The 24,520-nt window shown below is 63.1% G+C and carries 22 protein-coding genes; 18 read left to right on the top strand and 4 right to left on the bottom strand.

Annotated elements, in window-relative coordinates; all coding sequences use genetic code 11:
- The first annotated feature begins 5 nt into the window (after nucleotides 1-5).
- The 3 genes from ABD115_RS11690 to ABD115_RS11680 are packed head-to-tail and all read left to right on the top strand — an operon-like array spanning nucleotide 6 to nucleotide 5,217.
- The gene (locus ABD115_RS11690; RefSeq protein ID WP_343960997.1) at nucleotides 6-1,802 is read left to right on the top strand and encodes an SIP domain-containing protein; all 1,797 of its coding nucleotides are present in this window, start codon (nucleotides 6-8) and stop codon (nucleotides 1,800-1,802) included.
- Entirely contained in the window at nucleotides 1,799-3,490 is a 1,692-nt protein-coding gene (locus ABD115_RS11685) for an ABC transporter transmembrane domain-containing protein (protein ID WP_343960995.1), read from the top strand. The genes ABD115_RS11690 and ABD115_RS11685 overlap by 4 nt, the downstream gene beginning before the upstream one ends.
- Nucleotides 3,487-5,217, top strand: coding sequence for an ABC transporter ATP-binding protein (locus ABD115_RS11680; protein ID WP_343960993.1), 1,731 nt, complete (start codon nucleotides 3,487-3,489; stop codon nucleotides 5,215-5,217). The genes ABD115_RS11685 and ABD115_RS11680 overlap by 4 nt, the downstream gene beginning before the upstream one ends.
- 136 nt (nucleotides 5,218-5,353) lie before the next feature.
- Here the strand turns inward: ABD115_RS11680 and ABD115_RS11675 are convergent, their stop codons facing one another.
- Both ABD115_RS11675 and ABD115_RS11670 read right to left on the bottom strand, forming a co-directional pair.
- Nucleotides 5,354-6,526 (bottom strand): acetyl-CoA C-acyltransferase, encoded by a 1,173-nt coding sequence (locus tag ABD115_RS11675; RefSeq protein WP_343960990.1) that lies wholly within the window; start codon nucleotides 6,524-6,526, stop codon nucleotides 5,354-5,356.
- Between the two features lie 84 nt (nucleotides 6,527-6,610).
- On the bottom strand, nucleotides 6,611-7,486 hold the full coding sequence (locus ABD115_RS11670; RefSeq protein ID WP_343960988.1) for a thioesterase family protein: 876 nt from the start codon (nucleotides 7,484-7,486) through the stop codon (nucleotides 6,611-6,613).
- 57 nt (nucleotides 7,487-7,543) lie between these two features.
- Here ABD115_RS11670 and ABD115_RS11665 point away from each other — a divergent pair, with 57 nt between their 5' ends.
- The 4 genes from ABD115_RS11665 to ABD115_RS11650 all read left to right on the top strand — a co-directional run bounded on the left by ABD115_RS11665 (nucleotide 7,544) and on the right by ABD115_RS11650 (nucleotide 10,666).
- The gene (locus ABD115_RS11665; protein ID WP_343960986.1) at nucleotides 7,544-8,074 is read left to right on the top strand and encodes a winged helix-turn-helix transcriptional regulator; all 531 of its coding nucleotides are present in this window, start codon (nucleotides 7,544-7,546) and stop codon (nucleotides 8,072-8,074) included.
- Nucleotides 8,075-8,225: 151 nt separating this feature from the next.
- A complete protein-coding gene (locus tag ABD115_RS11660) occupies nucleotides 8,226-8,714 on the top strand; it encodes a hypothetical protein (protein ID WP_343960984.1) in 489 nt (162 codons plus the stop codon).
- A gap of 153 nt (nucleotides 8,715-8,867) precedes the next feature.
- Nucleotides 8,868-9,827, top strand: coding sequence for a cytochrome c oxidase assembly protein (locus ABD115_RS11655; protein WP_343960982.1), 960 nt, complete (start codon nucleotides 8,868-8,870; stop codon nucleotides 9,825-9,827).
- Nucleotides 9,824-10,666 (top strand): DsbA family protein, encoded by an 843-nt coding sequence (locus ABD115_RS11650; RefSeq protein ID WP_343960981.1) that lies wholly within the window; start codon nucleotides 9,824-9,826, stop codon nucleotides 10,664-10,666. Before ABD115_RS11655 ends, ABD115_RS11650 begins: the two co-directional genes overlap by 4 nt.
- A 173-nt stretch (nucleotides 10,667-10,839) precedes the next feature.
- On the opposite strand, the gene ABD115_RS11645 is transcribed toward ABD115_RS11650, so the two are convergent.
- Nucleotides 10,840-11,778 carry an ABC transporter ATP-binding protein gene (locus tag ABD115_RS11645; protein ID WP_343960979.1) on the bottom strand — a complete coding sequence of 313 codons (939 nt, stop codon included), beginning with the start codon at nucleotides 11,776-11,778 and terminating at the stop codon, nucleotides 10,840-10,842.
- A 56-nt stretch (nucleotides 11,779-11,834) separates the two neighbouring features.
- A complete protein-coding gene (locus ABD115_RS11640) occupies nucleotides 11,835-12,872 on the bottom strand; it encodes an ABC transporter ATP-binding protein (RefSeq protein ID WP_343960977.1) in 1,038 nt (345 codons plus the stop codon).
- A gap of 115 nt (nucleotides 12,873-12,987) precedes the next feature.
- Between ABD115_RS11640 and ABD115_RS11635 the strand changes: the two genes are divergently transcribed.
- From ABD115_RS11635 to ABD115_RS11585, 11 genes are all read left to right on the top strand, one after another.
- Entirely contained in the window at nucleotides 12,988-13,452 is a 465-nt protein-coding gene (locus ABD115_RS11635) for an Lrp/AsnC family transcriptional regulator (RefSeq protein WP_343960975.1), read from the top strand.
- A 14-nt stretch (nucleotides 13,453-13,466) separates the two neighbouring features.
- Nucleotides 13,467-14,411 (top strand): nickel ABC transporter permease, encoded by a 945-nt coding sequence (gene nikB / locus ABD115_RS11630; protein ID WP_343960973.1) that lies wholly within the window; start codon nucleotides 13,467-13,469, stop codon nucleotides 14,409-14,411.
- Between the two features lie 11 nt (nucleotides 14,412-14,422).
- Nucleotides 14,423-15,337, top strand: a complete 915-nt coding sequence (locus ABD115_RS11625; RefSeq protein ID WP_343960972.1) for an ABC transporter permease — start codon at nucleotides 14,423-14,425, stop codon at nucleotides 15,335-15,337.
- 31 nt (nucleotides 15,338-15,368) lie between these two features.
- Entirely contained in the window at nucleotides 15,369-16,997 is a 1,629-nt protein-coding gene (locus ABD115_RS11620; protein ID WP_343960969.1) for a thiamine pyrophosphate-dependent enzyme, read from the top strand.
- A gap of 22 nt (nucleotides 16,998-17,019) precedes the next feature.
- Nucleotides 17,020-17,994: a hydroxyacid dehydrogenase gene (locus ABD115_RS11615; RefSeq protein ID WP_343960967.1), complete on the top strand. Its 975-nt coding sequence runs from the start codon at nucleotides 17,020-17,022 to the stop codon at nucleotides 17,992-17,994.
- A gap of 42 nt (nucleotides 17,995-18,036) precedes the next feature.
- On the top strand, nucleotides 18,037-19,482 hold the full coding sequence (locus ABD115_RS11610; RefSeq protein WP_343960964.1) for an aldehyde dehydrogenase family protein: 1,446 nt from the start codon (nucleotides 18,037-18,039) through the stop codon (nucleotides 19,480-19,482).
- A 192-nt stretch (nucleotides 19,483-19,674) separates the two neighbouring features.
- Nucleotides 19,675-20,676: a dipeptidase gene (locus ABD115_RS11605; protein ID WP_343960962.1), complete on the top strand. Its 1,002-nt coding sequence runs from the start codon at nucleotides 19,675-19,677 to the stop codon at nucleotides 20,674-20,676.
- A gap of 63 nt (nucleotides 20,677-20,739) precedes the next feature.
- A complete protein-coding gene (locus ABD115_RS11600; protein WP_343960960.1) occupies nucleotides 20,740-22,353 on the top strand; it encodes an ABC transporter substrate-binding protein in 1,614 nt (537 codons plus the stop codon).
- Entirely contained in the window at nucleotides 22,350-23,207 is an 858-nt protein-coding gene (locus tag ABD115_RS11595) for a tetratricopeptide repeat protein (protein ID WP_343960958.1), read from the top strand. Before ABD115_RS11600 ends, ABD115_RS11595 begins: the two co-directional genes overlap by 4 nt.
- Before the next feature lie 24 nt (nucleotides 23,208-23,231).
- Nucleotides 23,232-23,474 (top strand): tautomerase family protein, encoded by a 243-nt coding sequence (locus ABD115_RS11590; protein ID WP_343960956.1) that lies wholly within the window; start codon nucleotides 23,232-23,234, stop codon nucleotides 23,472-23,474.
- Nucleotides 23,471-24,436, top strand: coding sequence for a D-2-hydroxyacid dehydrogenase (locus ABD115_RS11585; RefSeq protein ID WP_343960954.1), 966 nt, complete (start codon nucleotides 23,471-23,473; stop codon nucleotides 24,434-24,436). The genes ABD115_RS11590 and ABD115_RS11585 overlap by 4 nt, the downstream gene beginning before the upstream one ends.
- The last annotated feature ends 84 nt before the right edge of the window (nucleotides 24,437-24,520 follow it).

The following is a 24,520-nucleotide window of genomic DNA, read 5'->3' as shown; positions in this document are numbered from 1 at the left end:
GCGACATGGCGAAGAGTATTCGGCCCCAGCTCACCTACCCGATCAGTCTGCGCAAGCTCACCGTGCGCCGCGTCTACGACGTGAGCGCCGGGATGCGCCGCGTCGAACTCGAGGGTGCGGAGCTCTTGGGCGGCGAACGCGACGGCTTCACGCTGCCCCCGTTCGCCTCCGACGGCTTTGATGACGAACTCAAGGTGTTCTACCCCGACCCCGACACCGGCAAGCTCAGCCTGCCCGTGCAGCGAGACCGGTTCATCGACTGGCCGCGCGACCCGCGCGCGGAGTCGCGCACCTACACGGTGCGCGACTTCGATGCGGCGGCCGGAGTGCTCACCCTCGACTTCGCCAGGCACGCGCGCGGCGTCGCCACCGACTGGGCAGAGACGGTGGCCCCGGGAGCCGAGATCCACATCGCCGGCCCGAAGATGGCGTGGCTCGAACCCGAGGGCGCCGACTGGCTGTTCATCGGCGGCGACGACACCGCGATCCCCGCGCTCGCCCGCTGGCTCGAAACCATGCCGCGCGACGCGAGGGGAGTGGCGCTGCTCGAGGTCGACGACGCCGCAAGCGAGTTCGAGATCGACCACCCGCCCGGCATGGAGGTGCGCTGGCTGCATCGAGCGGGCGTACCGGCCGCCCGCTCGACCGCGCTCATCGACGCGGTGCTCGCGGAGCCATGGCGCGACGGCGACCCGTTCTGCTGGTTTGCGGGGGAGACGGGGGTGCTGCGCCCGATCCGCACCTATTTGCGCAAAGAGCGGGAGCTCGATCGCGAGCGGGTCGAGGTCACCGGGTACTGGCGCGCACCGGTCGGCGACGACCTCGACGCCGACATCGACGACGACGAACACGCAGACCTGCACCACCTCGGCGACCTCGTGCCGCCGTTCGCGCTGCGCGCGGCCATCACCCTGGGAATCGGGCCGGCGCTGCGCGGCGGCCCGCGGTCGACGACTGAACTCGCCGAGGCCCTCGGCGCGCACGGCCCCGCGCTCGCCCGACTCCTGCGCTATCTCGCGACGATCGAGCTACTCGAAGAGCGCGACGGCGGTTGGGCGCTCACCAGGGCGGGCGGCGCGCTCGACGACGAGAGCGAGACCGGCGGGCTCGACCTTGCTGACCCCCGCGCCCGCGAACAGCTTGCGCTTGGTTCGCTGCTCGACGTCGTGCGCACCGGTCAGCCAGTCGGCGGCGGCCGCGCAGTCACGCGGCGTGACGACGAAGCCCTCGACACGGCCATCGTCGCGAGCGAGGCCGACGACCTCAGCTACGTCGCCTCATCGTTCGGTTCAGCCGAGGTGAGTTTTGCCGCCGGAGAGCACGTCACCGTGGCTGGCGACGGGGCGCTCGCGGTGCTTGCCGGGCCGCTCGCAAGCGACGCGGCGCTTCGGGTGACGCTGCTCGAACGCCCGTCGCGGGTGTCGGCGCAGCTCGCCGTGCTGCCAGAGGCGCTGCGCGACCGCGTCGAGGTCATCCACGGGACCGGGCTCGACTCGTGGCCCAACACTGACGGCACAACGCTGCTCGTCGGCGCGCTGCGAGACCTCCCAGACGCCGACGCGGCGCACCTGCTGCGGGGCGCAGCGGCCTCCAGCGGGCGACTGCTGGTGTTCGAAACCCTGCTCGGCATCGACGAAATCGACGATCACGATGCGGGCGACGACCTGCTCGCGCTCTGCGTCAACGGGGTTGGGCTGCGAACGCGCGCCGAGCTCGAGGCGGTCGTCGAAGCTGCCGGGCTGCGGTCGGTGGCGCGGGCGATTGGATGGGGCGAGCTGCTCTTGACCCTCGCCGCGGCATGACGCCCGTCGCGCTGCGCATCGCGGGTGCGCGCAACCCGCGTGCGCTCGTGCTCCGCGCGCTCGCCGCGGCTCCGCGCCTTGGCGCTGGTGCCGCGGCGCTCATGGTCGTGCAACAGGTCGCGGAGTTCACCGTGCCGGTGATCATCGGCCTCGCGATCGATCACGGCATCGCTGCGCGCGACTTCGGGAGCACCCTCGGGTGGGCGTGCCTACTCGTCGCCGACTTTCTCGTGCTGGTGCTCGCGGCACAGTTCGGCTCGCGGCTCGGGCTGCGGGCAGTTGAAAGCGTGCAGCACAGGCTCCGGCTGGCCGTCGTAGGCCGGGTGCTTGCGCCCACGGGTATCGCGGGTGCGAGGGGCGTGGGTGAGCTGCTCTCGATCGCTGGCTCCGACGTGGCGAGGCTCTCCCGCGCGGTGCTGATCACCGTGTACCCCGTCGCGGAGATTGCCGCCCTCGGATACGCGGCGATCGCCCTTACCCTCATCTGGTGGCCGCTCGGTGTCGCCGTGTTTCTGGGTGGGCTCGCCCTCGTGCTCACGATGGAGCTCATCGGTCGCCCCTTCAGGCAACGCTCCGAGCACGAGCAGGAGCGCATCGCGGGCGTCACCTCGGTCGCCGCCGACACGCTCACCGGGGCCGCGACGCTGCGCGGCTTCGGGGCGCGCGACTGGGCGTTGGCGCGCTATGCCGCGGCGAACGACGAGGCGCTCGACGCAACCAAGCGCTCCCGCTCGTCGGAGCAGCGGTTTGTCGCGCTGTCTCGGGCGCTCTCGGCGCTGCTCGTCGTTGGGGTCGCGGTGGCTGCGGCGGGCCTCGCATTCGCCGGCGAGATCACCATCGGGCAGCTCGTGATTGTTGTTGGTCTGGTGCAGCTTGTCATCGGCCCGCTCGAGGCGCTCTCGATCAACCTGGCCGCGGTGTGGCTGGCCGCCCTCGCGTCGGCCGCGCGGGTGCTCGCGCTCATGCAGGAGCCGGCTGCGCGGCCGGAGCCGGCTGAGCGCGTCGGCGGGGTCGGTGCGCTGCCGGCGGGTGGCCTACCGGCGGGTGCGCTGCCGGCGGCTGCGCTGCCGGCGGGTGCGCGACCACTGCCAGCGCTCGAGATTCGCCTTGGCGAGCGCGGGCACGCCGGTCACCGCGCCCGCCAGGTTATTGCGGTCGACCGCGGCCAACTGGTCGGCGTCGTCGCCGGCTCCAGCCTCGCGAGTGCGCTCGTTGATGAGCTTCGGCGGTGCGACACCGAGACCACGGTGCGGGTCATGCTCGACGGCGACGACGCGGCGAAGCTGCGGTCTGACGCGCTCGCGGCACGACTTGTTGTCGCATCAGGGCGGATCGCGGGAGCCTCGTTGCCGCCCGCTCCCGCTGCAGCGCGGCTGGCCGCCCAAGCGGTCGAAGCGCCGCACTCGGGCGGCGAGCACCAGCGCGCGGCGCTCGCAGCGGCGCTCGCATCGCCGGCGCCGGTACTGGTGCTCCACGAGCCCACCTCGGCCGTCGACCCGGTCACTGAGCGCCTCATCGCCGACGCCCTGCGCACGGCGACCGCCGGCCGGGCGGTGCTCATCGTCACGACCGCCCCCGCGCTGCTCGCGGTGACCGACGAGGTGCATCTGCTCGAAGAGCACACAGTGAGCAGGGGCTCCCACCACGATCTTCTCGGCATCGCCAGCTACCGAGGACTGCTACGGTGAGCCCCTCGCTGCCCCTGGCCTCCGCGGCACGCTCCAGGCGGTGGCTGCTTTCTCGGGTACGACCGCTTGTGTGGCGGCTGCTCGGGGCGCTGCTGCTCTTCGTGGTTGCGGCGGCGGCCGGGCTGATCTTTCCGCTCGCCCTCGGGCGACTCGTCGACGCCGTTGAGCGAGACGACGCCGGTGCCGCTTTCGCGATCGCGGGGGTCGCGCTGGCTGGGCTGCTCGTTGCGGCGGTCATCGGCGCGGCCGCAGCAGTCGTGCTCACCTTCGGTCTCGAGGCCGTGCTCGCAGACATTCGCCTGCGGGCGGTCGCGGCGGCCCTTGGGCTCCCCGCAAGCATCTCCGACGGCGTGTCTGCCGGGCAGCTCACCTCGCGCGGCAGCGACGACGTCGACGCACTCCGCGAGGCCATCGCCGGGCCGATTCCCGCCCTAGCGAGCTCCGCGGCAGCGATCGCGATGACGCTTGCCGGGCTCTTCGCGCTGCACCCGGCGTTCCTCGCAGCCGTGCTCGTCGTCGTGCCCGTGCATGTCTGTGCGGTGCGCGCGTATCTTCGGCGTGCCCCGCGCCTCTACGACGCCGAGCGCGGCGCCGTTGCCCGCCGCTCGGCCTGGCTCTACGAGGCGCTGCGGTCGCGAGAGACAATTCGTGCGTACGCGTCTGCGGCCCGGGTGCAGGGGCGCTTCAGCAGAAAATCTTGGGCCGTTGTGCGCTGCGCGCTGAGTATTCGCATCGTGCAGAGTCGTTTCTTTCTGCGGCTTGGCATCGCCGAAATGCTGGGCACGGTCGCGCTCCTGCTCACCGGGCACGCGCTCGTGGCCGCCGGGCAGGCGACCGTCGGTGAGGCGACGTCGGCGCTGCTCGTGATGCTTGCGCTGTTCGCTCCGATGAGCGGGCTGCTGCTCGTGTTCGACGACCTGTTGGCAGCGAGCGCCGCGCTGCGACGGGTGGTCGGTGTTGTTGATGCCGCGGCGAGCGCCGAGCCGAGCTCGACGCTCGAGCTGCCGCGCAGGGGGCCGGGGGAACCGGTAGTGGCGCTCAGCCGCGCAACGCTCGATCTTGCTGGAGTGCCGGTAATTCGTGACGTGACGGTCGAGATCGCTCCGGGGCAAATCGTCGCGATCGTGGGTGCCTCGGGCGCGGGGAAGACCTCGCTTGCCAAGTTGATCGCGGGCCAACTGGCCCCCACCTCGGGTCGCGTCGAGGTGCTCGGCAGGGCCCCGTCACAGCTCCCGGGCGACGCAGCTGCGTGCCTTGTCACCGTCGTCGATCAACACCCTCACGTCTTCGAAGCCACGCTGGCGGAGAACCTGCAACTCGCGAACCCCGCAGCGGGTGCGGGTGCTGTGCGCGATGTAGCCGAGCGTATCGGGCTCGGGGCGATGGCCCAGCTCGATCTCAGCGACGCGCGCACCGACGGAGCGCTCTCGCACCGGCTGGCCGTCGGGCGCGCGCTCCTTCGGCAGGCCCCTGTCATGGTGTTCGACGAGGCGACGGCCGGGGTCGACGCCGCAGAAGCGCGCGAGCTCGACGGGCTGATCAGGGCCGCGTGCACCGGCCGAACAGTGCTGATGATCGCGCACCGACTCTCGCAGGCCGAATCGTGCGACCGCGTGCTGGTGATGGATTGCGGCAGCATCGTCGAAGACGGGCCGCCCGAGGCGCTGCGCGCCGCGGGCGGCCCGTACGCGCGGCTGTGGGAGGCATGGGCTGCCGGGGCGCCGTAGGCGTGCCGCCTGTGGGGCCCGTGCCGCCTGTGCGGTTCGTGCCGCCTGTGGGGCCCGCGTGGCTTGTGGGGCCCGCGTGGCTTGTGGGGCCCGCGTGGCCAGCGGGGCATGTGCGGCCTGTGCGGGCCGCACGGTGCTAACCCAGCCGCTCGAGAACCGTCGCGTTCGCCATGCCGCCGCCCTCACACATGGTCTGCAGACCATAGCGACCGCCCGTGTCACGCAGAGTGTGCACGAGGGTCGTCATGAGGCGTGCGCCGCTCGCGCCGAGCGGGTGCCCCAGCGCGATCGCGCCGCCGCGCACGTTGACGCGCGTCAGGTCGGCGCCGGTCTCTTTCGCCCAGGCGAGCACGACGGGTGCGAAGGCCTCGCTCACCTCGAAGGTGTCGATCTCATCGAGTGACAGGCCTGCTCGCTGCAGTACCTTCTGGGTCGCGGGCATCACTGCGGTGAGCATGTAGAGCGGGTCGGCGCCCGCAACCGCGAAACTGTGCACGCGCGCGAGGGGTGTGAGCCCGAGCCGTGCGGCCATCTCGCTTGTCGTCACCATGAGCGCGGCTGATCCGTCGCTGATCTGGCTCGCAGACGCGGCGGTGACATTCCACTCGATCTGCGGGAAACGTTGGGCCATCTGTTCGTTATAGAACGCGGGCGGGAGGGTCGCGAGCTTCTCCAGCGTGCTGCCGGTGCGGATGCCCTCGTCGTGGGTGAGCCCGGCGAGCGGGGCGAGCTCGGCGTCGAACGCGCCGGAGCGGGTCGCGGCGTCGGCCCTGTCGTGCGAGCTGATCGCGAAGCTGTCCATGCGCTCTCGGGCAATGCCCCAGCGCGCCGCGATGAGCTCGGCGGAGTAACCCTGGTCGATGAAGCCGTCGGGGTAGCGCTCCGAAAGCGCGACGCCGTTGACATCGCGGGTGCCTGCGACCGAGGCCCCCATTGGCACCCGGCTCATCGATTCGACCCCGGCGGCGATCGCGATGTCGTAGGCTCCAGAGATCACGCCCTGCGCTGCGAAGTGCACCGCCTGCTGACTGCTGCCGCACTGTCTGTCGATCGAGGTCGCTGGAACCGTCTCGGGAAAGCCCGCGGCGAGCGCCGCACGGCGAGTGAGATTTCCGCCTTGCTCGCCGACCTGGCTCACGACGCCGCCGATGACGTCGTCGACGAGCGCTGGGTCAACGCCCGTGCGCTCGATGAGGGCGGCGAGGGAATGGGCGAGCAGGTCGACTGGGTGCACGCCCGCAAGCGCGCCGCCAGGGCGACCCTTGCCGACGGGGGTGCGCACGGCCTCGACAATTACTGCGTCTCTCATGAGCTGTCCTTTCAATTGGGGTGGTGGGTGGTGGGTGGTGTGTGGCGGGGCGTGGGGCGTGGGTGAGCGGCGGTGGGGGTGCGTTTAGGGCGCTGGCAGCGGGCGAACGAGCCTGAGCTGAGTTGCCGAGGCGAGGTGCGCGCGGTCTTCGCCCCACACTTGAATCGTCTCGGTCACCCAGCCGTCTGGGCCCGAAGCGGCCGTGCGCGCGTCGACCAGCACCCAGGGCGAGACTGCGCGGTTCCCGGAGAACTGCACGCTCAGCTCGATCGTGGGAACGGGCTGCGGGGTGTCGAGCACAGCTGAGATCGATGGCGCGAGCGCGTCGACGAGAAACAGCAGCCGCAACTGGCCGGGCGGCTGGTCGTCTTCTGTGAGGCGCACCCAGGCCGTGAGACTCGGGTCGGTGCCGCCGGCGAAGGGGCGGTTTGTGCCCGTGACTCGCAGCTCGTAAAACTCGCTCACCGGCACAAACGAGGGAGGCGGGTTAAACAGGCCCCCAGCGTGCCACGCGGGCACATCGGGGAACGGGGGTGCGAAGGCCGGCGCCGGCGCCGGGCTGTCACTGCCGAACAGTGAGGTGGCGCTGGCGAGCGGGGCCACCGGCGCGGTCTGTGCCGCCGGTTGCTCGTCGGCCGAAGGGAACAACCGTGCGCTTGCGGAGCGCGTGCTGCGGGTGGCCGCATCGGTCTGGGCCGCGACGCTAAACGGCTCGCGAACAGCGCGGTGCAGCCGCCCGGTGACGCTGCGGAGTCGCTGCGCGCCAGCCCCCGTCTGCCCTGTCGGCTCCGCACTCGCCGCCATGGCGTCGACCATCGCTGCGATGGCGAGCCCGCCGTGGAGCCCGCCGAACCCCCAGAGCTCGGGAGGGGCGGGGCGCACGCCGTTGGGAGGTGTGCGCAAGAAACTGTCAATGGTGGATCGCGTGGCGACGTCGCCGCTCTGACTATTGAATGCCATAGCTAGACCCTACGATGCTGACTCTTGTTTTCGCAAGCCAGGGGGTAGAATTGGCCTATGACCGTCACACTGTCTGGCCCGCTCGCCGACCGCTCGAGCTGGAGCACCGCGCAGTGCTCGATTGGCAAGGCGATGGAAGCCGTCGGTTCGCGCACCGCGATGATTCTGCTCCGCGAGGCGTTCTACGGCACCACCCGCTTTGACGATTTCGCGGCCCGCACTGGCGTCACCGATGCGGTCGCCGCCGCCCGCCTCAAACAGCTCGTCGAAGTTGGGGTGTTTGACAAACGGCCCTACCGTGAACCGGGGCAGCGCACCAGGCACGAGTATGTGCTCACGCGCATGGGCCGCGACCTGTTTCCCGTCGTGTTTGCGCTCATGCAGTGGGGTAACGCGCACCTGCAAGACGCCGGCGGCCCGCTCGCTCTCGTCGATCGGGCGACCGGAGAGCCGGTGACCGTCGCTGCCCGAACGGCGTCGGGTGAGGAGATCGCGGTCGACGACATCGCGGTGCACGTCAACCTCGAGTGGCTGGCGCAGTCACGCGACAACGCGGGCCCCGGTGCGGAGGGGGCGCACCCTCGCTAGCTTTCTGCGAGTAACGCGCGTTATCGGGCGCCGAAAACGCGCGTTTCGTGCAGAAAGTTCTCTGCCGGGGTGAAACGAGGCGGGGTGCCCAGTCCCAGCTCTTCTCCAACGTCGCGGTGCTACTTTGTGGGAGAACGTGAGGCGGTGAACGATGCGAGCTAGAGTTGCCGGGGTGCAACCGGTGTCTGCGAGGGGCGTGCTGTTTCTCGTCGCCTTCGTGTCGTTTCTCGCACTCGCGATGCTTGGCCCGCACGTGCACGGGGCCGACTCGACACCCGCTGTTTCGGTGAGCGCCGCGACCACGAGCGGTGTAGCCCAGGTGGGCGAGCCCGCGCCGGGCAGCGGGGCTGGCAGCGGGGCTGGCGGCGCCGCGTCGGCCCCAGGCCAGGCAACCGAGGCAACCCCGTCTCTGCTGGCACCAGCCGCCGCTCCTGAACTCCCAGGCGGTGAGCAGACGCTCGGCTTCGGCGCGGTGTGCGTGCTCGTGCTGCTCGTGTCGCTGGCCATTCTCGCCGCCAAGGCTTCGCTCACCTGGGCCTCCCTGCGGCGCGGCCCGCTCGTGCTGCTTCAGGCGGCGATAGCGCATCCGCGTGCTCGCGCCCTTCCGCTGTTTCGGCTGCTCTCGATCAGTCGTACCTGAACCCCGCGCTCGGGAGGCACGGGTGTGCGGCGCGCTACCCGTGCAGAGCTCAGCCATGATCGCAGTGATCGGATCCTTCGCCGACGTGCGACCGCGCCGCCAACCACTCTGCCCCGCGGTTCGCCGCCCGTCATGAGAAAGGCGCATCGACCCGTGACCCTCACGAGCAGCGCTCCAGCAGCACCCCTGCAGATTGCAGACCTCTTCGTTCTCGACCTCGCCCGCGTGCCCCCGCTCGGGTGGCTCGCCGTGCTCTGCATGGTCGCCTATCTCGCCGGCGCGATTTCGCTCTGGGTGCGCGGCCGCCGGTGGAGCGTGCCCGCGACGATCTCGTTCGTGCTCGGTTGTGCAGCCTGGTTTGCTGCGACCGGGCTTTTGGTAAACGACTACGCCGACGAGCTCATCACCGCGCTCGTGTTTCAGCTCATCACCCTGCTCGTCGCCGCGCCACCGCTGCTGCTCATGGGGTCGCCTGGCACGCTGCTGCTGCGCACCACACCGCACCGGGGAGTCGGCGGGTGGATCGTGCGCGGGGCGATCGCGGCCCAACGCTCGCGTGCCGCGCAGGTATTGCTGCACCCGATCGTCGCGATTGTCGTGGCGATCGTCGCGTTCCCCGGCATGTTCTTCACCGACGCGATCAGCTGGGTGATGTCGGTGCCGGGTGGCCACCAGGCGTTCCTTGCGCTTGTGCTCATCTTTGGCGTGATCGGCGGCGCCCCGCTGTGGGCGCTCGACCCGCTACCGCGAAAGCCGTCGTTCTCGGTGCGCCTCGTCGGGGCGTTTCTCGAGCTGCAGATTCACGCCCTGTTTGGGCTGGTGCTGCTGCGCAGCGCGAGCGGCATGCTGAGCTGGTACTCGGGCGAACCCGAGGGGTGGGGCATCACCCGAGCCTTCGACCAGTCGCTGAGCGGGAGCCTCGTCTGGACATACGGGCAGCTGCCGCTGCTTGTCGTACTCATCATCACCCTGTCGAAGTGGCGTAAGAGCGACATGCGCGGCGCACGGCATCGCGCTTCGGCTGAAGACGCCGCCCTCGACGAATACAACGCCTATCTCGCGGCGGCGGCCGAACGCGACGCCGTTACCGCGTACCGAAAGGACTCAGAATGACCGACGCACCCACCCCACAGCCCGGTTCGGAGCCTGGTTCGGAGCCTGGTTCGGAGCTGGCCTCGGAGCCGGGTTTGCAGCCTGGTTCGGAGCTGGCCTCGGAGCCGGCCCGCAAGCGGCTGAGCACCTCGGCGAAGGCCGCGCTCATCACTATTCCGACGGTGTTCGCCGCTGTGCTGATCTTGCTCATTGTGCTCGCGCTCGGCAAGACGGGAGGCTCGCCGGGCGGCGCCTCGCTCGGCGGCTCCTCGACCGGCGCCTCCTCGCTCGGCGAAACAAACGGTGGCGCAGTGGCCCCGGCAGTGCCGGTCGTCGAAGAGAACTCTCACTATCTCGAAGATGCCGGTGTCGACGCGCCCACCATCGTAGAGTTCCTCGATTTCGAGTGTGAAGCGTGCCGCGAGATCTACCCGGTGATGGAGCAGATGCGCGAAAAGTATGCGGGGAAAGTGAACTTTGTCGTGCGCTACTTCCCGATTCCTGGCCACCAGAACTCGATGACGAGCGCGCTCGCCGTCGAGGCTGCGGCGCAGCAGGGTAAGTTCACCGAGATGTACAAGCTCATGTTCGACACTCAGCTGGAATGGGGCGAGAAACAGGAATCGGAGGCCCCGAGATTCCGCGGCTACGCCGAGCAGCTCGGGCTCGACATGGCGGCCTTCGATGCCGCGGTCGCAGACCCTGCAACCCGCGAGCGTGTGGAGTTTGACTTCGCAGCCGGCCAGGCGCTCGAGGTCAGTGGCACACCGTCGTTCTTTCTCGAGGGGGAGCGCTTTCAACCCCAGTATGTGAATGACATTACCGACGCGCTCGACGCCGCGATCGCCGCGCGCCAGTAGCGGGCGGCTCGCCCTGGCTCGGCGCCGCGGGCGGCTCGGCGCCGCGGGCGGCTCGGCGCCGCGGGCGGCTCGGCGCCAACCCTGCACTTGCCTCCGACAGTGCCCCCTTGCACACGGTGGCAAGGGGGCACTCTCGGAGGCAAGGTAGGGGCTCGGGGTGGTGCGTCGCAGCCCTACGCGAAGTGGCACGCAACCTCCCGACCTCCGAGGCTCCTGAGCTGTGGAGTCTCGGTCGCACATCGCTCTGATGCGATCGGGCATCTGGTTCTGAATGCACACCCTGATGGCGGTGAGAGCGGACTCGGAACATCGCCTTTGAGGATGATGCGTTCGCGCTCTTTCTCAACATCCGGGTCAGGTATTGGCGCAGCCGAGAGAAGGGCCTTGGTATACGGGTGGCGGGGTTGCTCATAGATCTTGTCCCGGTCACCAATTTCGACGATGCGGCCTAGGTACATCACTGCGACGCGCGTCGAAAGATGTCGCACCACTGCCAGGTCGTGGGCAATGAATAGATACGTTAACCCCAGTTCGGTTTGGAGTGTTTCTAAGAGGTTGATCGTCTGAGCTTGGATTGAAACATCGAGTGCGGAAACGGGCTCATCGAGCACGAGGAATCGAGGCTCCAACACGAGAGCTCGTGCAATGCCAATTCGTTGGCGTTGTCCTCCCGAAAACTCGTGTGGAAATCGTTCGTACCACTCTGCTTTTAGACCAACTCGATCCATGATCTCAAGAACACGAGCCTTTCTAACCTGAGTTGAATGCCGGGTTTGAATCTTGAGCGGTTCACCTATGAGTTCGCCGATGCTCATCCTAGGATTGAGAGAGGCGTAGGGGTCTTGAAAGACCATCTGCATATCGCGTCGGGATCGTCGGATAGCGCTTGCAGACATCGATGTGAGCTCACGTTGATCGAAGCTCACGGAACCGCTGGTCGGTGGTACAAGCTGCAGTACAGCCCGCCCGGTCGTCGACTTTCCGCAACCAGATTCGCCGACCAGGCCTAGAGTTTCTCCGGGCCAGATGTCAAAGGAGAGATCTGTGACCGCACGCAATTTGAGTTTGCGGGCACCGCCCTTGGGGTTGGGGATTGCGAATTCAACGCTCATATTCCGAGCTGATACGAGCGGGGCTGTTTGCGATTCTGAAGCTGTGGTCGTACTCACTATTTCACCGTTCCCTTGGTGGTCTGCTCTGGCCAACGAGACAGCCCAAGCCACTCGTCATCGTGGGTCGCGAAGCACCTGGCCTCGTGGCCCGGACCGAATTTCAGTTCTACTGGAAGTAGTTCGGGAGGGGACTCCCGGCACACTTCTTGCGCGTACTTGCAGCGGTCTGCAAATCTGCAGCCGGGCTGTTCTTCGCGAAGGTCAGGAGGGCTTCCAGGTATGGGGCGCAAGCGGTCTTGACGTTGCTGGTCGAGTCGAGGTACTGAACCGAGTAGGCCCCAGGTGTAGGGCATGCGCGGTTGCCGAAAGAGGTCCGTTGTCGTCGCCCGTTCGACGATTTGGCCTGCGTACATGACATTCACTCGTTCGGCGACTCCTGCAACGACTCCTAGATCATGTGTGATGAACAGCACCGCGGTGCCGCTCTCCTCCGTAATGGATTTCAGGAGCTCGAGAATCTGAGCCTGAATAGTGACGTCGAGTGCAGTAGTGATCTCGTCTGCGAGGATAAGTTCAGGGTCACACGCGAGAGCGATTGCAATCATCACTCGCTGACGCATGCCGCCCGACAGCTGGTGCGGGTATGAGGATATTCGAGATTCCGGGGCTGGTATGCCGACAAGGGTCAGGAGTTCCACAGCCCGGCGTTCAGCCGCCTTGGGACGCATTCCAAGATGCAGGGCGAGGCTCTCCGTGATTTGTCGGCCAATGGTCAGAGCTGGATTGAGTGATGACATGGGATCTTGGAAGATCATGCCGATGCCGCTGCCACGTACCCTCCTCATGTCCTTCTCGCTGAGAGACATGAGGTCTCGTCCCTTGAAATAGACCGAACCAGAAGCGATCCGGCCGGCTGGGCGAGCGACAAGACGCATGATCGATTGTGCAGTGACTGATTTTCCAGAGCCTGACTCGCCGACGAGCGCGAGTGTTTCGCCGGCATCGATGTGGAACGACACATCGTCGACGGCCCGGACCGTGCCTCCGTGCGTACGAAACTCGGTAGTTAGGCCCTCTACTTCGAGCAATGCCATGGAAGCCTCCTGTGTGAACGATCGTCCGTGATGCGTCAATTCTTAGTGTTGCATAGACGAGGTTCGTCGTCTAGTCTTCGATTATTGACGATTTTCACCAATTTTGGAGGCTAAGATGAATAGCTCACAGCTCAAGGATCAGCAAATCATCCGTGAACTCCTGCAGGATGCGCGCCAGAGTAACGTGGCGATCGCCGAAAAGCTCGGCATGTCGGAAGGGGCAGTGCGCCGGCGGATTGATCGTCTTGTTGGTGATGGAATCATCAACTTCACCGTGATGGCCAAACCTGACTATATGGGCTACCACATCCACGTGCTTATTCGCGTCGAGACTGAGCCTGAGGTCACCGAAGAAGTCATCGAGGCGCTCAGCGCAATGTCGGAGCTCAGCTATGTCTACCACTGCACCGGCCAATTCAATCTCACGCTCGTCGGCTACTTCCGAGACGTCGAAGACCTCCATTCTTTTACCTCCAATCAGCTCAGCAAAACCGCAGGCATCGTGAGCTTCCGCACCGTCATGGTGCTCCGTGTCGCGAAGCGCTCGCAGCTGCTTCCTCCCATCAATGACGATGAGTAACGAAGGGCCACATTATGTTACGAGCGATCGGAGAGCGCCTTCTCTCCGTGATTCCAGTCTTGCTTGGAATCTCGATCATCTCTTTTTTCCTGGTGAGATTGATTCCCGGGGACGTGGTGAGTTCCATCCTGGGTCAAGATTTTGGTGACCCAGAGCTTGAAGCTCAGATGCGTGCATACTTCGGGCTCGACCAACCCGTCTGGCAGCAATTCACTGTCTGGTTTAGTGCATTGCTTCAGGGAGACCTTGGGACATCCATGCGCACCGGGCGGCCTGTGACTACTGAGATTTTTGAACTCTTTCCCGCCACTCTGGAGCTCGCTCTGGCGGCGCTAATAGTGTCAATTGCTATCTCGATCCCTTTGGGAGTTCTGTCGGCAACTCGACGCAACGGCCCATTGGACTCGGTTGGTCGGATCGGGTCGTTGGCGGGGCTCTCGCTGCCAAACTTTTGGCTGGGAATTCTCCTCGTCCTCGTCTTCTCGGTCCAGCTAGGTTGGCTTCCTTCGGGCGGCTCCAGCCCGTTCGCTCCGACTTGGGGGCACTTTCAATACTTGGTACTGCCCGCCGTTACGCTTGGCGCCAGTCTCGCTGCGATCACATTTCGAATGACCAGATCATCACTCCTTGAAGTGTTGGGGGAGGACTACGTTCGAACCGCGCGGTCGAAAGGGCTTCGCGAGGGCACTGTGCTGACGCGGCATGCCCTTCGAAACGCGCTTATACCCGTGGTGACGGTTATCGGCATCCAAGCTGGCGCGCTCCTAGGGGGGACGGTAGTCATCGAGCAGGTCTTTTCTTGGAACGGAATTGGGAGCCTGGTGATTCGTGCAATTAGCCAGCGCGACTACCCGTTGGTGCAAGGCGCGATTCTCTTCTTGGCGGTCTTCTACGTTGTGGTCAACCTCGTCGTTGACATTCTGTACATTTACCTCAACCCGCGCTTGCGCCACAAGTAGAGGGGCTCCTCATGACAACTCCAACCATGACGATACCGACGCAGAGAAAACCACTGCGTCTGAAGCGAATGCGCAAACGGTCTGCGCAAGCCGAGCGTTCGCTATTTCGCATCCTTTTGAGAGATAAGGTTGGCTTGGCCGGCGGCCTCATCGTCGTCGTCGTAGCGCTTGCGGCGGTGCTAGCGCCCTTGGTTGCGCCTTACGACCCAACGGCGATGTCTGAGTGGCGTCTAAGCTCGCCAAACTCCGTCTTTTTACTTGGCTCAGATGAAGCAGGCCGCGATCTGCTTAGCCGTTCGATCTACGGTGCACGCACCTCACTAACAGTCAGTATTACAGTGATCGCCTGTGCTGCAATTATCGGCGTTACTCTGGGGCTTCTAGCTGGCTACTACCGCGGGCTGGTCGACAACATCATCATGCGGTTCATGGATGTGCTGTTTGCCTTCCCGACGTTGCTGCTGGCACTGGCTGTGGTTGCCGCGCTCGGGACGGCAATAGAGAATTTGATTCTCGCCCTGGTAATTGTGTTTATCCCTACATTTGCAAGGATTGCACGCTCCGCCGCTATTACGTTGGCGCAAGAACCTTTCGTCGAGTCTGCGCGCGCAATCGGTGCAAGGGATAGCTACATCGTCTTTCGATACATTCTGCCGAATGCGCTCGCCCCAATCGCGGTGCAGGTCACTATTAGTCTCGCCTACGCGATCCTTGTAGAGGCTTCCCTGGGATACCTAGGGTTGGGCGTTCAACCGCCAGCTGCTTCCTGGGGAGCGATGCTCGCCTCGGGGAAGGCTTTCGTAGAGATCTCCATCTGGCCTTCGCTCGTTCCCGGTGTCTGCATTTTCATAACGGTGCTGGGTTTCAACTTGCTCGGCGACGCGCTGCGAGACTCTCTTGATCCACGTCTGCGTTCGCAGGCATGAACCGATATTGCGGATAAGGATAGGAACTAAATTGAAGGTAGTTCAATCACAGAGTGGTGGTGAACTGGTCGTCGAGGCGCTGATGGCTCAGGGGGTCGATCGGATCACCTGTGTTCCGGGCGAGAGCTTTCTGCCGGTGCTCGACGCCGTCGTGGATCGTGACATTGAGTTGATTGCCTGTCGCCACGAGGCAGGCGCGGCAAATATGGCGGTCGCGAGTGCGAAGCTCAATGGAAAGGTCGGCGTCGTCGCTGTCAGTCGAGGCCCGGGGGCGATGCATGCCGCGATTGCGGTTCATACTGCGCAGCAGGACGCGCTGCCGCTAATCGTGTTGGTTGGGCAGGTCGCCTTGCGTGACCGCGGTCGTGGTGGGTTTCAAGAAGTTGATTTTCAGCAGGCCTTCGGAGGCATTGCGAAGTGGGTGGCCTCGTTGGACACACTAGAACGCATTCCCGAAACCGTCGCCCGAGCAGTGAGAGTCGCGACAACGGGCCGACCAGGCCCCGTCGTGCTGGAGATGCCCGAAGACATATTGGCCTGTGTCGGAGACGCTATGGTTCCACCCCGACTTGCCCCCGTGTCCTCGTCTCCTTCTTCAACGCAGCAACGCGAAATCTCGCAGTTGTTGACTGAAGCTTCGTCCCCCATCTTGCTACTCGGCCGTTCAGAATGGAACTCGGAGACCGCGGCCGTGGCGGTGGATTTTGCGAGACATTTTCAGCTACCGATCATCGCCGGGTTCCGTTGCCAGGACTACATTGACAATCGCTCAGATGTCTACGCTGGTCATCTCGGATTCAATGCCGACGAGGCGATGCTCCGTCGGCTGGAGCAGTCAGATCTAATACTGAGCGTCGGTGGGCACTTCGGCGACGTCGAAACGCAAGGGTATTCGATCCTCAGCCCAAAGAACACCCGTCGAGTCATTCACCTGGCGGCAACCGAGGGCGACCTCGATCGGTATCTTCCTGCGACCGTTGCTGTCATTGGGAGCCCGTTGGAGTTTTTCCGAGGCGTGATGGGAAGCTCTGACGCAGTACGGGGCAGGGAATTCTGGGTACAGCAGTTGCGGGAGGAGCAGACCGTACGCTCTACGCCAACTGTGCCGGACGACGTACTCGCTGCAATTGTGGCGTGGATCGATGCACACGCGGAGCCAGACACGGTTGTCGCCAACGGTGCTGGCAACTACGCGATTTGGGTGCACAAGTACTTTAGGTACAAGCAGTATGGCACGCAGCTTGCCCCGGCTAGTGGCGCCATGGGATTCGGTTTGCCAGCGGGAATCGCCGCGGCTCACGGGAACCCGCACCGGCCCGTGTACGTGTTTGCTGGAGATGGCTGCTTCACTATGGCACTTCCCGAGCTCAGTCTGCTCGTCGAGAGCGACCTAAATCTGACTATTATCGTGGTCAACAACGGTGCGTATGGCACTATCCGAATGCACCAGGACCGGGCCTACCCAGGGCGTGAGAGTGGCACAGCGCTGAAGAACCCCAACTTCTCGGCACTCGCGCAAGCCTACGGACTGCAAGCGCAGAGGGTTTCGACGGTAGATGAGTTCATCGCGTTTCAGCAGAGCGCGACGGGACCAAGGTTGATCGAAGTTTGCACTGCGGGTGGGCCGCTGGTTCCGTCGCAGCTGCCCGCCGACGGATAACTCTACAACCCAAGGAAGAAACATGAATCGGTCTATTCCTCATCGGGGCGAAGAACTGCCAGTCGTTGCGCTGCTCGAACCAATCCACGCTGCTGGGCTACATATCTTGCGATCTCACACCAAGCTTATCGAGCTTACTGGGCCGCGCGATGTGCGTCTGTCAGAAGCGCTACTCGCCTGCGAGGGGCTCATCGTGCGGAGTACGCCAATAGCAGCAGATTTGCTTGCAAGGGCTCCAAAGCTACGCGTACTGGGCAGGCACGGTGCAGGCACCGACAATATCGATCTGGAGTACGCTGCTCGGCGCGGCATTCGCGTCGTCAACACGCCCCGGAGCAACACCAATTCGGTCGCCGAGTACGTGATCGCCGTTATGGCTATGCGCTTGAAACGCATTCCTGAGGCTGAACAAGTGCTGCGCAGCGGAGGTTTTCGACGTGACCACGGTTCGCTTCCTGGCCAGGTGCAGCGGGCGCAACTCATCGGGCGAGAGATTTCGGGCTCCAGGCTCGGGATTGTCGGTGCCGGCGCGATAGGACGCGCCGTGGCCGGCAAAGCACGTGCCCTCGGCATGCATGTCCGTGCCTTTGATCCATTTCTTCCCGATGATGTGTTCGTTCAGCACGGCATCGAGCGCGTTGTCGACCTACGTGCGCTCGCTTCCGAATCCGATGTGCTGAGCATCCACATTCCTGGCGGCACTGGGCCCCTGATAACGGCTGACATCATCGCCGCGATGCCTGATCAATCGGTCATTGTGAACGCGGCAAGGGGCGGTGTCGTCGATGAGGTGGCGATGCTCGAAGCGCTCCGGCGAGGGAAGCTCGGGGGCGCTGTGGTTGATGTGTTTCGGCAAGAGCCCCCGGCAATCGACGATCTGATGTTCCAAGCACACAACCTCACCGTTACTCCGCATATGGCTGCGATGACTGAAGAGGCATTGAAACGCATGGCCGTAGATATATCGGAGGCCATGCTCGAGGCCCTCGGTCGATAGCCGGCGTCAACCTGAAACACCGCACTAACTCTAAGGGGCTTCATGACGAATTCTAAGTTTCCACTTCTTATCGACGGGCAGTGGGTCAACGGAGACCTCAGCGTTGAGAATCGAAATCCCAGTGATGTGAGTGATCTAATCGGACATTTTGACACGGCATCTAGAGCGCAAACAGAGACTGCGATCGCCGCTGCAAACCATGCTGCGAGAGGGTGGGCGCGCACTTCGCCGTTCGAGCGCGCGGAGATCTTGCAGCGAGCAGGAGAGCTCATCATTGGAGAGCGAGAACGGCTTGGGCGCCTGCTGGCGCGTGAAGAAGGTAAGCCACTGGCAGATGCTATCGCGGAGGCAACGCGCGCTGGGAAGACCTTTCAGTACTTCGCGAGTCAGGTCGCTTTCGAAGAGGGCATCACGCTGCACTCAGGCCGGGAAAGGGTTCGGATTCACACTCGTTCGCGCCCAGTCGGGGTTGTCGGCATTATCTCGCCCTGGAATTTCCCACTCGCTGTTCCTTCCTGGAAAATTGCCCCAGCGCTGGGGGCAGGAAATGCCGTGCTGTTCAAGCCAGCAGAGTCAGTGCCCGGGTCCGCGTGGGAACTCAGCCGGATTCTTCACCACAGCGGCGTTCCTGCGGGCGTGTTTAGCCTGGTTGCTGGAAGTGGGGCCACTGTCGGGGAACTGTTTGCGACGCACCCTGATGTAGACGCGGTTTCCTTTACGGGTTCGACTCTGGTGGGAAGACGTCTGCTAGCCGCTGCCCATTCGGTGGGCGGGAAACGGATCCAAGCCGAGATGGGTGGACTGAACCCTCTTATTGTCGCGGACGACGCAGATCTAGAGATCGCGCTGGATGCGATCGTCGATTCAAGCTTTGGCTCCACCGGTCAGCGCTGCACGGCTTCCCAGAGGATCATTGTGATGTCAGGGATCCATGACCAACTCGTTGACGCTCTTACCCACCGACTACGAGATGTTCGAGTCGGGCATGCTCTTGACCCGACCACACAAATGGGGCCGGTAGCGAATGAGGCCCAGTTCGGCACGAACTTACAGGCTATTCAATTGGCACAACGCGAGGGCGCTGAGCTGCTAATTGGGGGAGAAGCTCTAGAGCGACCTTCGCAGGGCTACTTCATGAGCCCGGCGTTGCTTGTCGCTGGACGCCCGGAGATGAGTATCAACCGCGAGGAGGTGTTTGGTCCGGTTGCCTGCGTGAGCCGAGTCGACGAGTTCGACGAGGCGCTTTACGCTGCGAACAACGTTCCCTTTGGGCTGACGTCAGGGCTGATCACCTCGTCTCTGGCACGAAGTGAGCGATTTCAACAGCAGGCGGAGGCGGGCCTCATCACGGTGAATGCTTCTCCTGCGGTGTCGGAGTTGCATGCGCCCTTCGGCGGGGCCAAGGCGTCAAGCTATGGGCCGCGAGAGCAAGGCCCGAGAGGGCTCGAGTTCTACTCCACGTCGTCCACGCATTTCGTAGCGGGTTAGCGGGAGCAATTGGGCCTGGTAAGCGATTATCCCCTCGGGCGGGCCTGGGTGACCAGCGCGTCTGATAGCGGCCAGTCCAAATGACGAAATTCGTCATTTTCTATTAACAATGGTTCGAATTACTTCATTTATATCTAGATTATCCACGTTGTTCGTAGTAATCTCGCAGTACGCATCAAAGAGGAGGCGGAATTGCAGAATGAACTTGCTGCTGGGAGCCATCAGCAACTACATGACGAATCGATCGTGTTCGACGCGAGCATGGTCGCTGAACTGTCAGACGATCACATTGATCGGATGCGCAGGGGCGGTGTCACGGCTATCAACCACACGGTATGTACGCCGTATGCGACAACTCGCGAGGCTCTGTCTCAGATCGGAGCAGCGCGGAGATGGATCGACGCTCACCCTGACGAACTTGTGCTTGCATTGACCGTCGATGATGTTCGGCGAGCGAAGGCAGAATCTCGCCAGGCAGTGTTGTTTGGCCCCCAAGACACCGAGATGATCGGCGCGGATATTGGCTTACTGAATACCTTTTACGACCTTGGAACGAGGTTCCTGCAGCTGACATATCAGCGGCAGAATCTCATAGGTGCTGGATGTGGCGAGAACGAAGATTCGGGCCTTACTCATTTCGGAAGAGAGTTCGTGCGAGAAATGAATGCACTGGGAATCGTGGTCGACGTATCCCACTGCGGCGAACGCACTGGTCTCGATGCCATGTCGTCGTCGTCAACGCCGGTGGTAGTCACGCACTCATTTGCGCACGAGCTTTCGCCACACATCAGGGCAAAGACAGACGATTTCGTGCGGGCCCTTGCAGCGCAAGGCGGTGTGATGGGAATCACAACGCTGTCTGGGTTTCTCTACTACCCGGATGACAAGACACGCCGGCCAGATCTGAAGCGCTTTGCGGAACATGTCGCCCATGTTGCTGAGGTCGGTGGGGTGGAGTCTGTTGCAGTAGCGACAGACTACGAGGAAACGCTCTATCGGGAGGAATACGAGAGCTCGGCAGTTGCGGCAATGGTTGGCGTTCGATCGTTCGATGACCGGCGTGCTATCGGCATGGAAGACGGAAGCCGCTTCCCAAACATCACGCAGGCCCTCTTGCAACAGGGTTTCTCCCCTGAAGAGATCAAGTTAATCCTGGGGGAAAACTGGATGCGGGTGCTCAAAGAAGTTTGCTGACACAGGGGACTTGAGCTGCCGCGAGTAGCTCTGCCCACGAATCTAAAGACAAAGGAGTCAACGATGACTAATCACCAAAAATCCGCGTTGCTCGCAGCCGCGGTGGCAGCAGCGTTGCTGTTCGCCGCTGGGTGTAGTGGCAATAAGGGTGCTCCCGGGCCGCCGCCAGGGGAATCAGGGTCAAGCTCGACAACGGAAATTCGGTTGGAAGACGAGGACCCGGGCGGTACTCCCAAGGCCGGAGGTCGACTGAGCTTTCTTGTGAGACTTGACGCGACTGAGCTCGATCCCCACAAGATGAGCGAGACCACCGCCTTCGTCATCAACGAACAGGTTTACGAATCTCTGCTCCAAAGCTACCGAGGTGAGCTGCAGCCAGCCATCGCCGAAGAGTGGGAAGTGTCCGATGACGGCATGGAGCTCTCCTTCAATTTGCGTGAGGATGCGTTCTTCCACAGTGGTCGCCCGGTGACCGCCGAAGACGTCAAGTACTCGCTCGAACGTATCTTGAACCCGGATACCCATGCGCCGCGCGCCGGGAGCTTTCAATCGATTGAGAGCGTAACGGCCGTTGATCAGCACGAAGTGAGGATCGCTCTCAAACAGCCGGATGCGGCGCTGCTTACGATGCTCTCAACCGGCGCATCGTCAATCGTGGATCGCGAGGTGGCCGAGGCTGGCGGGCTCAACGGCACTGTTGACGGCGGCAGTGGACCCTTCAAATTGGGGGAGCGCGTCATGGGTCAGAAAATCACTCTCGATGCGCACGACAAGTACTGGGAGGAGGGCGTCCCTTATCTTGACGGAATCGATATCAGTTTTAATCCCGATGATAATGCCCGAGCTTCCGCGGTTCGCAGCGGCACGGTGGACTTCCTCTGGCGGGCCGCACCGGAGTTTGCTGATTCCCTCATGCAAGACGAAGATCTCAAGTGGTATGGCGGGTCGGGGTCGCTCTCATTGCATTTGCAGCTCAATGCCGGAAAGAAACCGTTCGATGACGTGCGAGTGCGCCAAGCCGTGTTCCACGCTCTTGACCGGCAGGAGCTCCTCGACGTGGCAAATGCCGGGCGTGGCACAGTGCTGAATGGGGGGTATCTTCCCAAAGGGCGATGGGGAGCGCTTAGGGAGCCAGTCTACGGAGAGCCTGATCTCGAGAAAGCAAAGGCACTGCTCGCTGAAGCCGGCTACCCAGACGGGTTCGATACCACGTTGATGGTGATTTCTACCTCGGCATTCCAAGTGAGACAGGCTGAGGTTGAGCAACAGCAGTTGGCGAAGATCGGGATCAAGGTCACGATTGAGTCCCTTGAGGCAACAGTTGCGACTGAACGAGCGAAATCTGCAGACTTCGATATGTTCCAGTCTGGGTTCGGCTTGACGTATGACCCCGACGAGAGGTTCACAGCGAGCTATCTCAGCGACGGAGGGCTGAACTACGGGCACTGGGCCGATGAAGAGTACGAAGCGCTAATCGTCGAGGCTCGTGGAGAGCTCGACCGCGACAAGCGTGAGCAACTGTATGAGGACGCAGAGCAAATTCTTGCAGAGCGCGGACCGTCGGCGTTTACCTTTGTCGACGCGAACTACGACGTGGTTCAGAACTACGTCATGGGGTATGCGGGAGACCCAACCCCAACATTCAGGTTCTACAAGTACCTGTGGCTGGATAAGTGATTGAGGAGAATGAGTTGCCAATCCCATCAGAAAACGACCGATACGTCCTTGCGGCGCGGCTCAAGGGGTACCTCGACAAGCACGATGAAGCAGTTGAGCTGCTGACTGAAGCGCTTGAGCGAGACCCAGATAATCCGATCCTGCGGCGCTACCGCGCGCACCGGCGGATCTCGATCCGAGACTTTCACGGGGCCATTGAAGATTCAAGGCATGCGCTCGCGCACCTTGAGACCGTCGAAGACGGCTACGAGCTCTACCAACATGAGGTCGAAAAGGACATTGTGAATCTCGTGCTCGGCCGCGACGAGTTGGTGAGAGAACAGTTCTTGCCGAAGAGTGAAGCTCGAGGTAGGGAAACCATCTACAGCACAACGTTCTACTCTGCGGTGTACTACCACTTTGGTGTAGCGCTGTACCTCAATGGAGAGCTTCAAGAAGCAGCTGAAAACTTCGAACGCGCATTTGAGGTGTCGGAACACGCTGAGGCGCTGGTAGCAAGTCTTGACTGGCTCTACATGATCCATAGACGTCTTGGTGACGAGAAAGAGGCACACGCCGTACTCGCACGCTTCGCGCAATTAAGTGAGGTCGACGAAAGCGACCCGGGCTACACCGAACGAATGCGTTTGTATGCCGGTGAACGAACTCCGGAAGACCTTATAGGGGTGTCTGACTCGCGTGAGCTTGTGAACGTCACACAGCTCTACGGCGTTGGGAATTGGCTTCATTACAACGGACGCCCTGCCGAAGCCAAAGCTGTGTTCGAACGCGTGCTCGATTCAGAAGCAAAGTTCGCGTTCGCGTACATGGCGGCCGAAGCGGAGCTTTCGGACTCTGCACTCGCACGCATTTAGGAAAAACTACCGAAGGAGAGCAATATGGCGAATATTCGAGTCGAGATGAGCCCACGTTCGCAGGTCGAACGCGAAGAGATCATCGCGGAGCTCACGGACGTCATGGTCAAACATGGTTCACCGAGGGAGAGTACGTTCGTGATTCTCTACGAGGTTTCGCATGACGTCTGGGCCAAAGGCGGCGTGACCTATACGAAACGCATGCTTGCTGCGGAGCAGGGGATTCCGGTCGAGGAGCTGCTTGCGGCGGAGAGTCTCACCAAGTGACCAGAAGCGTTCTCGTCAGTGAGCGGATGGAGCCTTCCATCCGCTCATTGGCCTCTGACTATCCAGACCTCACTTTCCGAACAGTTCCAATGGACGGGCCAATCCAAGACCACTACTTGGAAGCCGAAATTCTGTGGATGAGCGCCCTGAGTGACGAGATTTTTGACGAGATTCTCGCGAAGAACAGATCCCTGCAGTGGGTTCAGCTCACAGCTGCGGGCTTTGACTGGATTCTGCGCGATGGCCTGACTGCTCGCCTCGAGAACGGTCTTCGAGCGACTCGGTCAGGGCATTCGTTTGACACTCCAATTGCCGAGTTTGTGCTCGCCAGCATGTTCTATCATGCCCGCAAGTTTCCAGAGCTTGTGCACGCGCAGCGGGCTCGACAGTGGACACGGCCCGAAGCTGACGAGATCGGAGGCTCAACTGTCGCGATCGTTGGCACTGGTTCGATTGGGCAGGAAGTTGCTTGGCGGGCAAAAGCAATGGGCAGCACGGTGCTGGGGGTCAACCGGACTGGGACGCCGGCACAGGGGTTTGACCGAGTGGTGCCGCAATCTGAACTGAAGACGCTCTTGCCAGTGACCGATTATCTCGTTATTGCTGCGCCGCTCACACACGAGACCCGTCACATGATCGGAACAGCCGAGTTCGACGCCATGAAAAACACTGCTGTTCTTATCAACGTTGGCCGTGGAGAGATCGTCGAGACGCGATCCTTGCAAGATGCGCTTCGAAGTGGCGCGATCTCTGCAGCGGTTGTTGATGTCTTCGAGGAAGAACCTCTGCCAAGTGAGCACGAACTCTGGGACGTGCCCAACTTGTTCGTGACTCCGCACACCTCGTTTCGGGCGTCCGGAAACCTGAGGCGGCTCGAAACGGAGTTCCGGCTGAATCTCGAACGCTATCTAAAAGGAGAAACCCTCGCCGGCGAGATGAAAGCACCGCAGCTCGGGTATTGACGCTCGGAAAGCCCGGGCGCCCACCAGCATCGCACTGGTGGGCGCCCGGGCTTTCGCGTGCCGCGGGAGACTCCGTGGCGAGGT

Origin of the sequence: Leucobacter albus (genome assembly GCF_039528015.1) — a bacterium.
Lineage (GTDB): Bacteria > Actinomycetota > Actinomycetes > Actinomycetales > Microbacteriaceae > Leucobacter > Leucobacter albus.
Note: the sequence above shows the minus strand (reverse complement) of the source record. Positions and strands in the feature narration are given on the sequence as shown.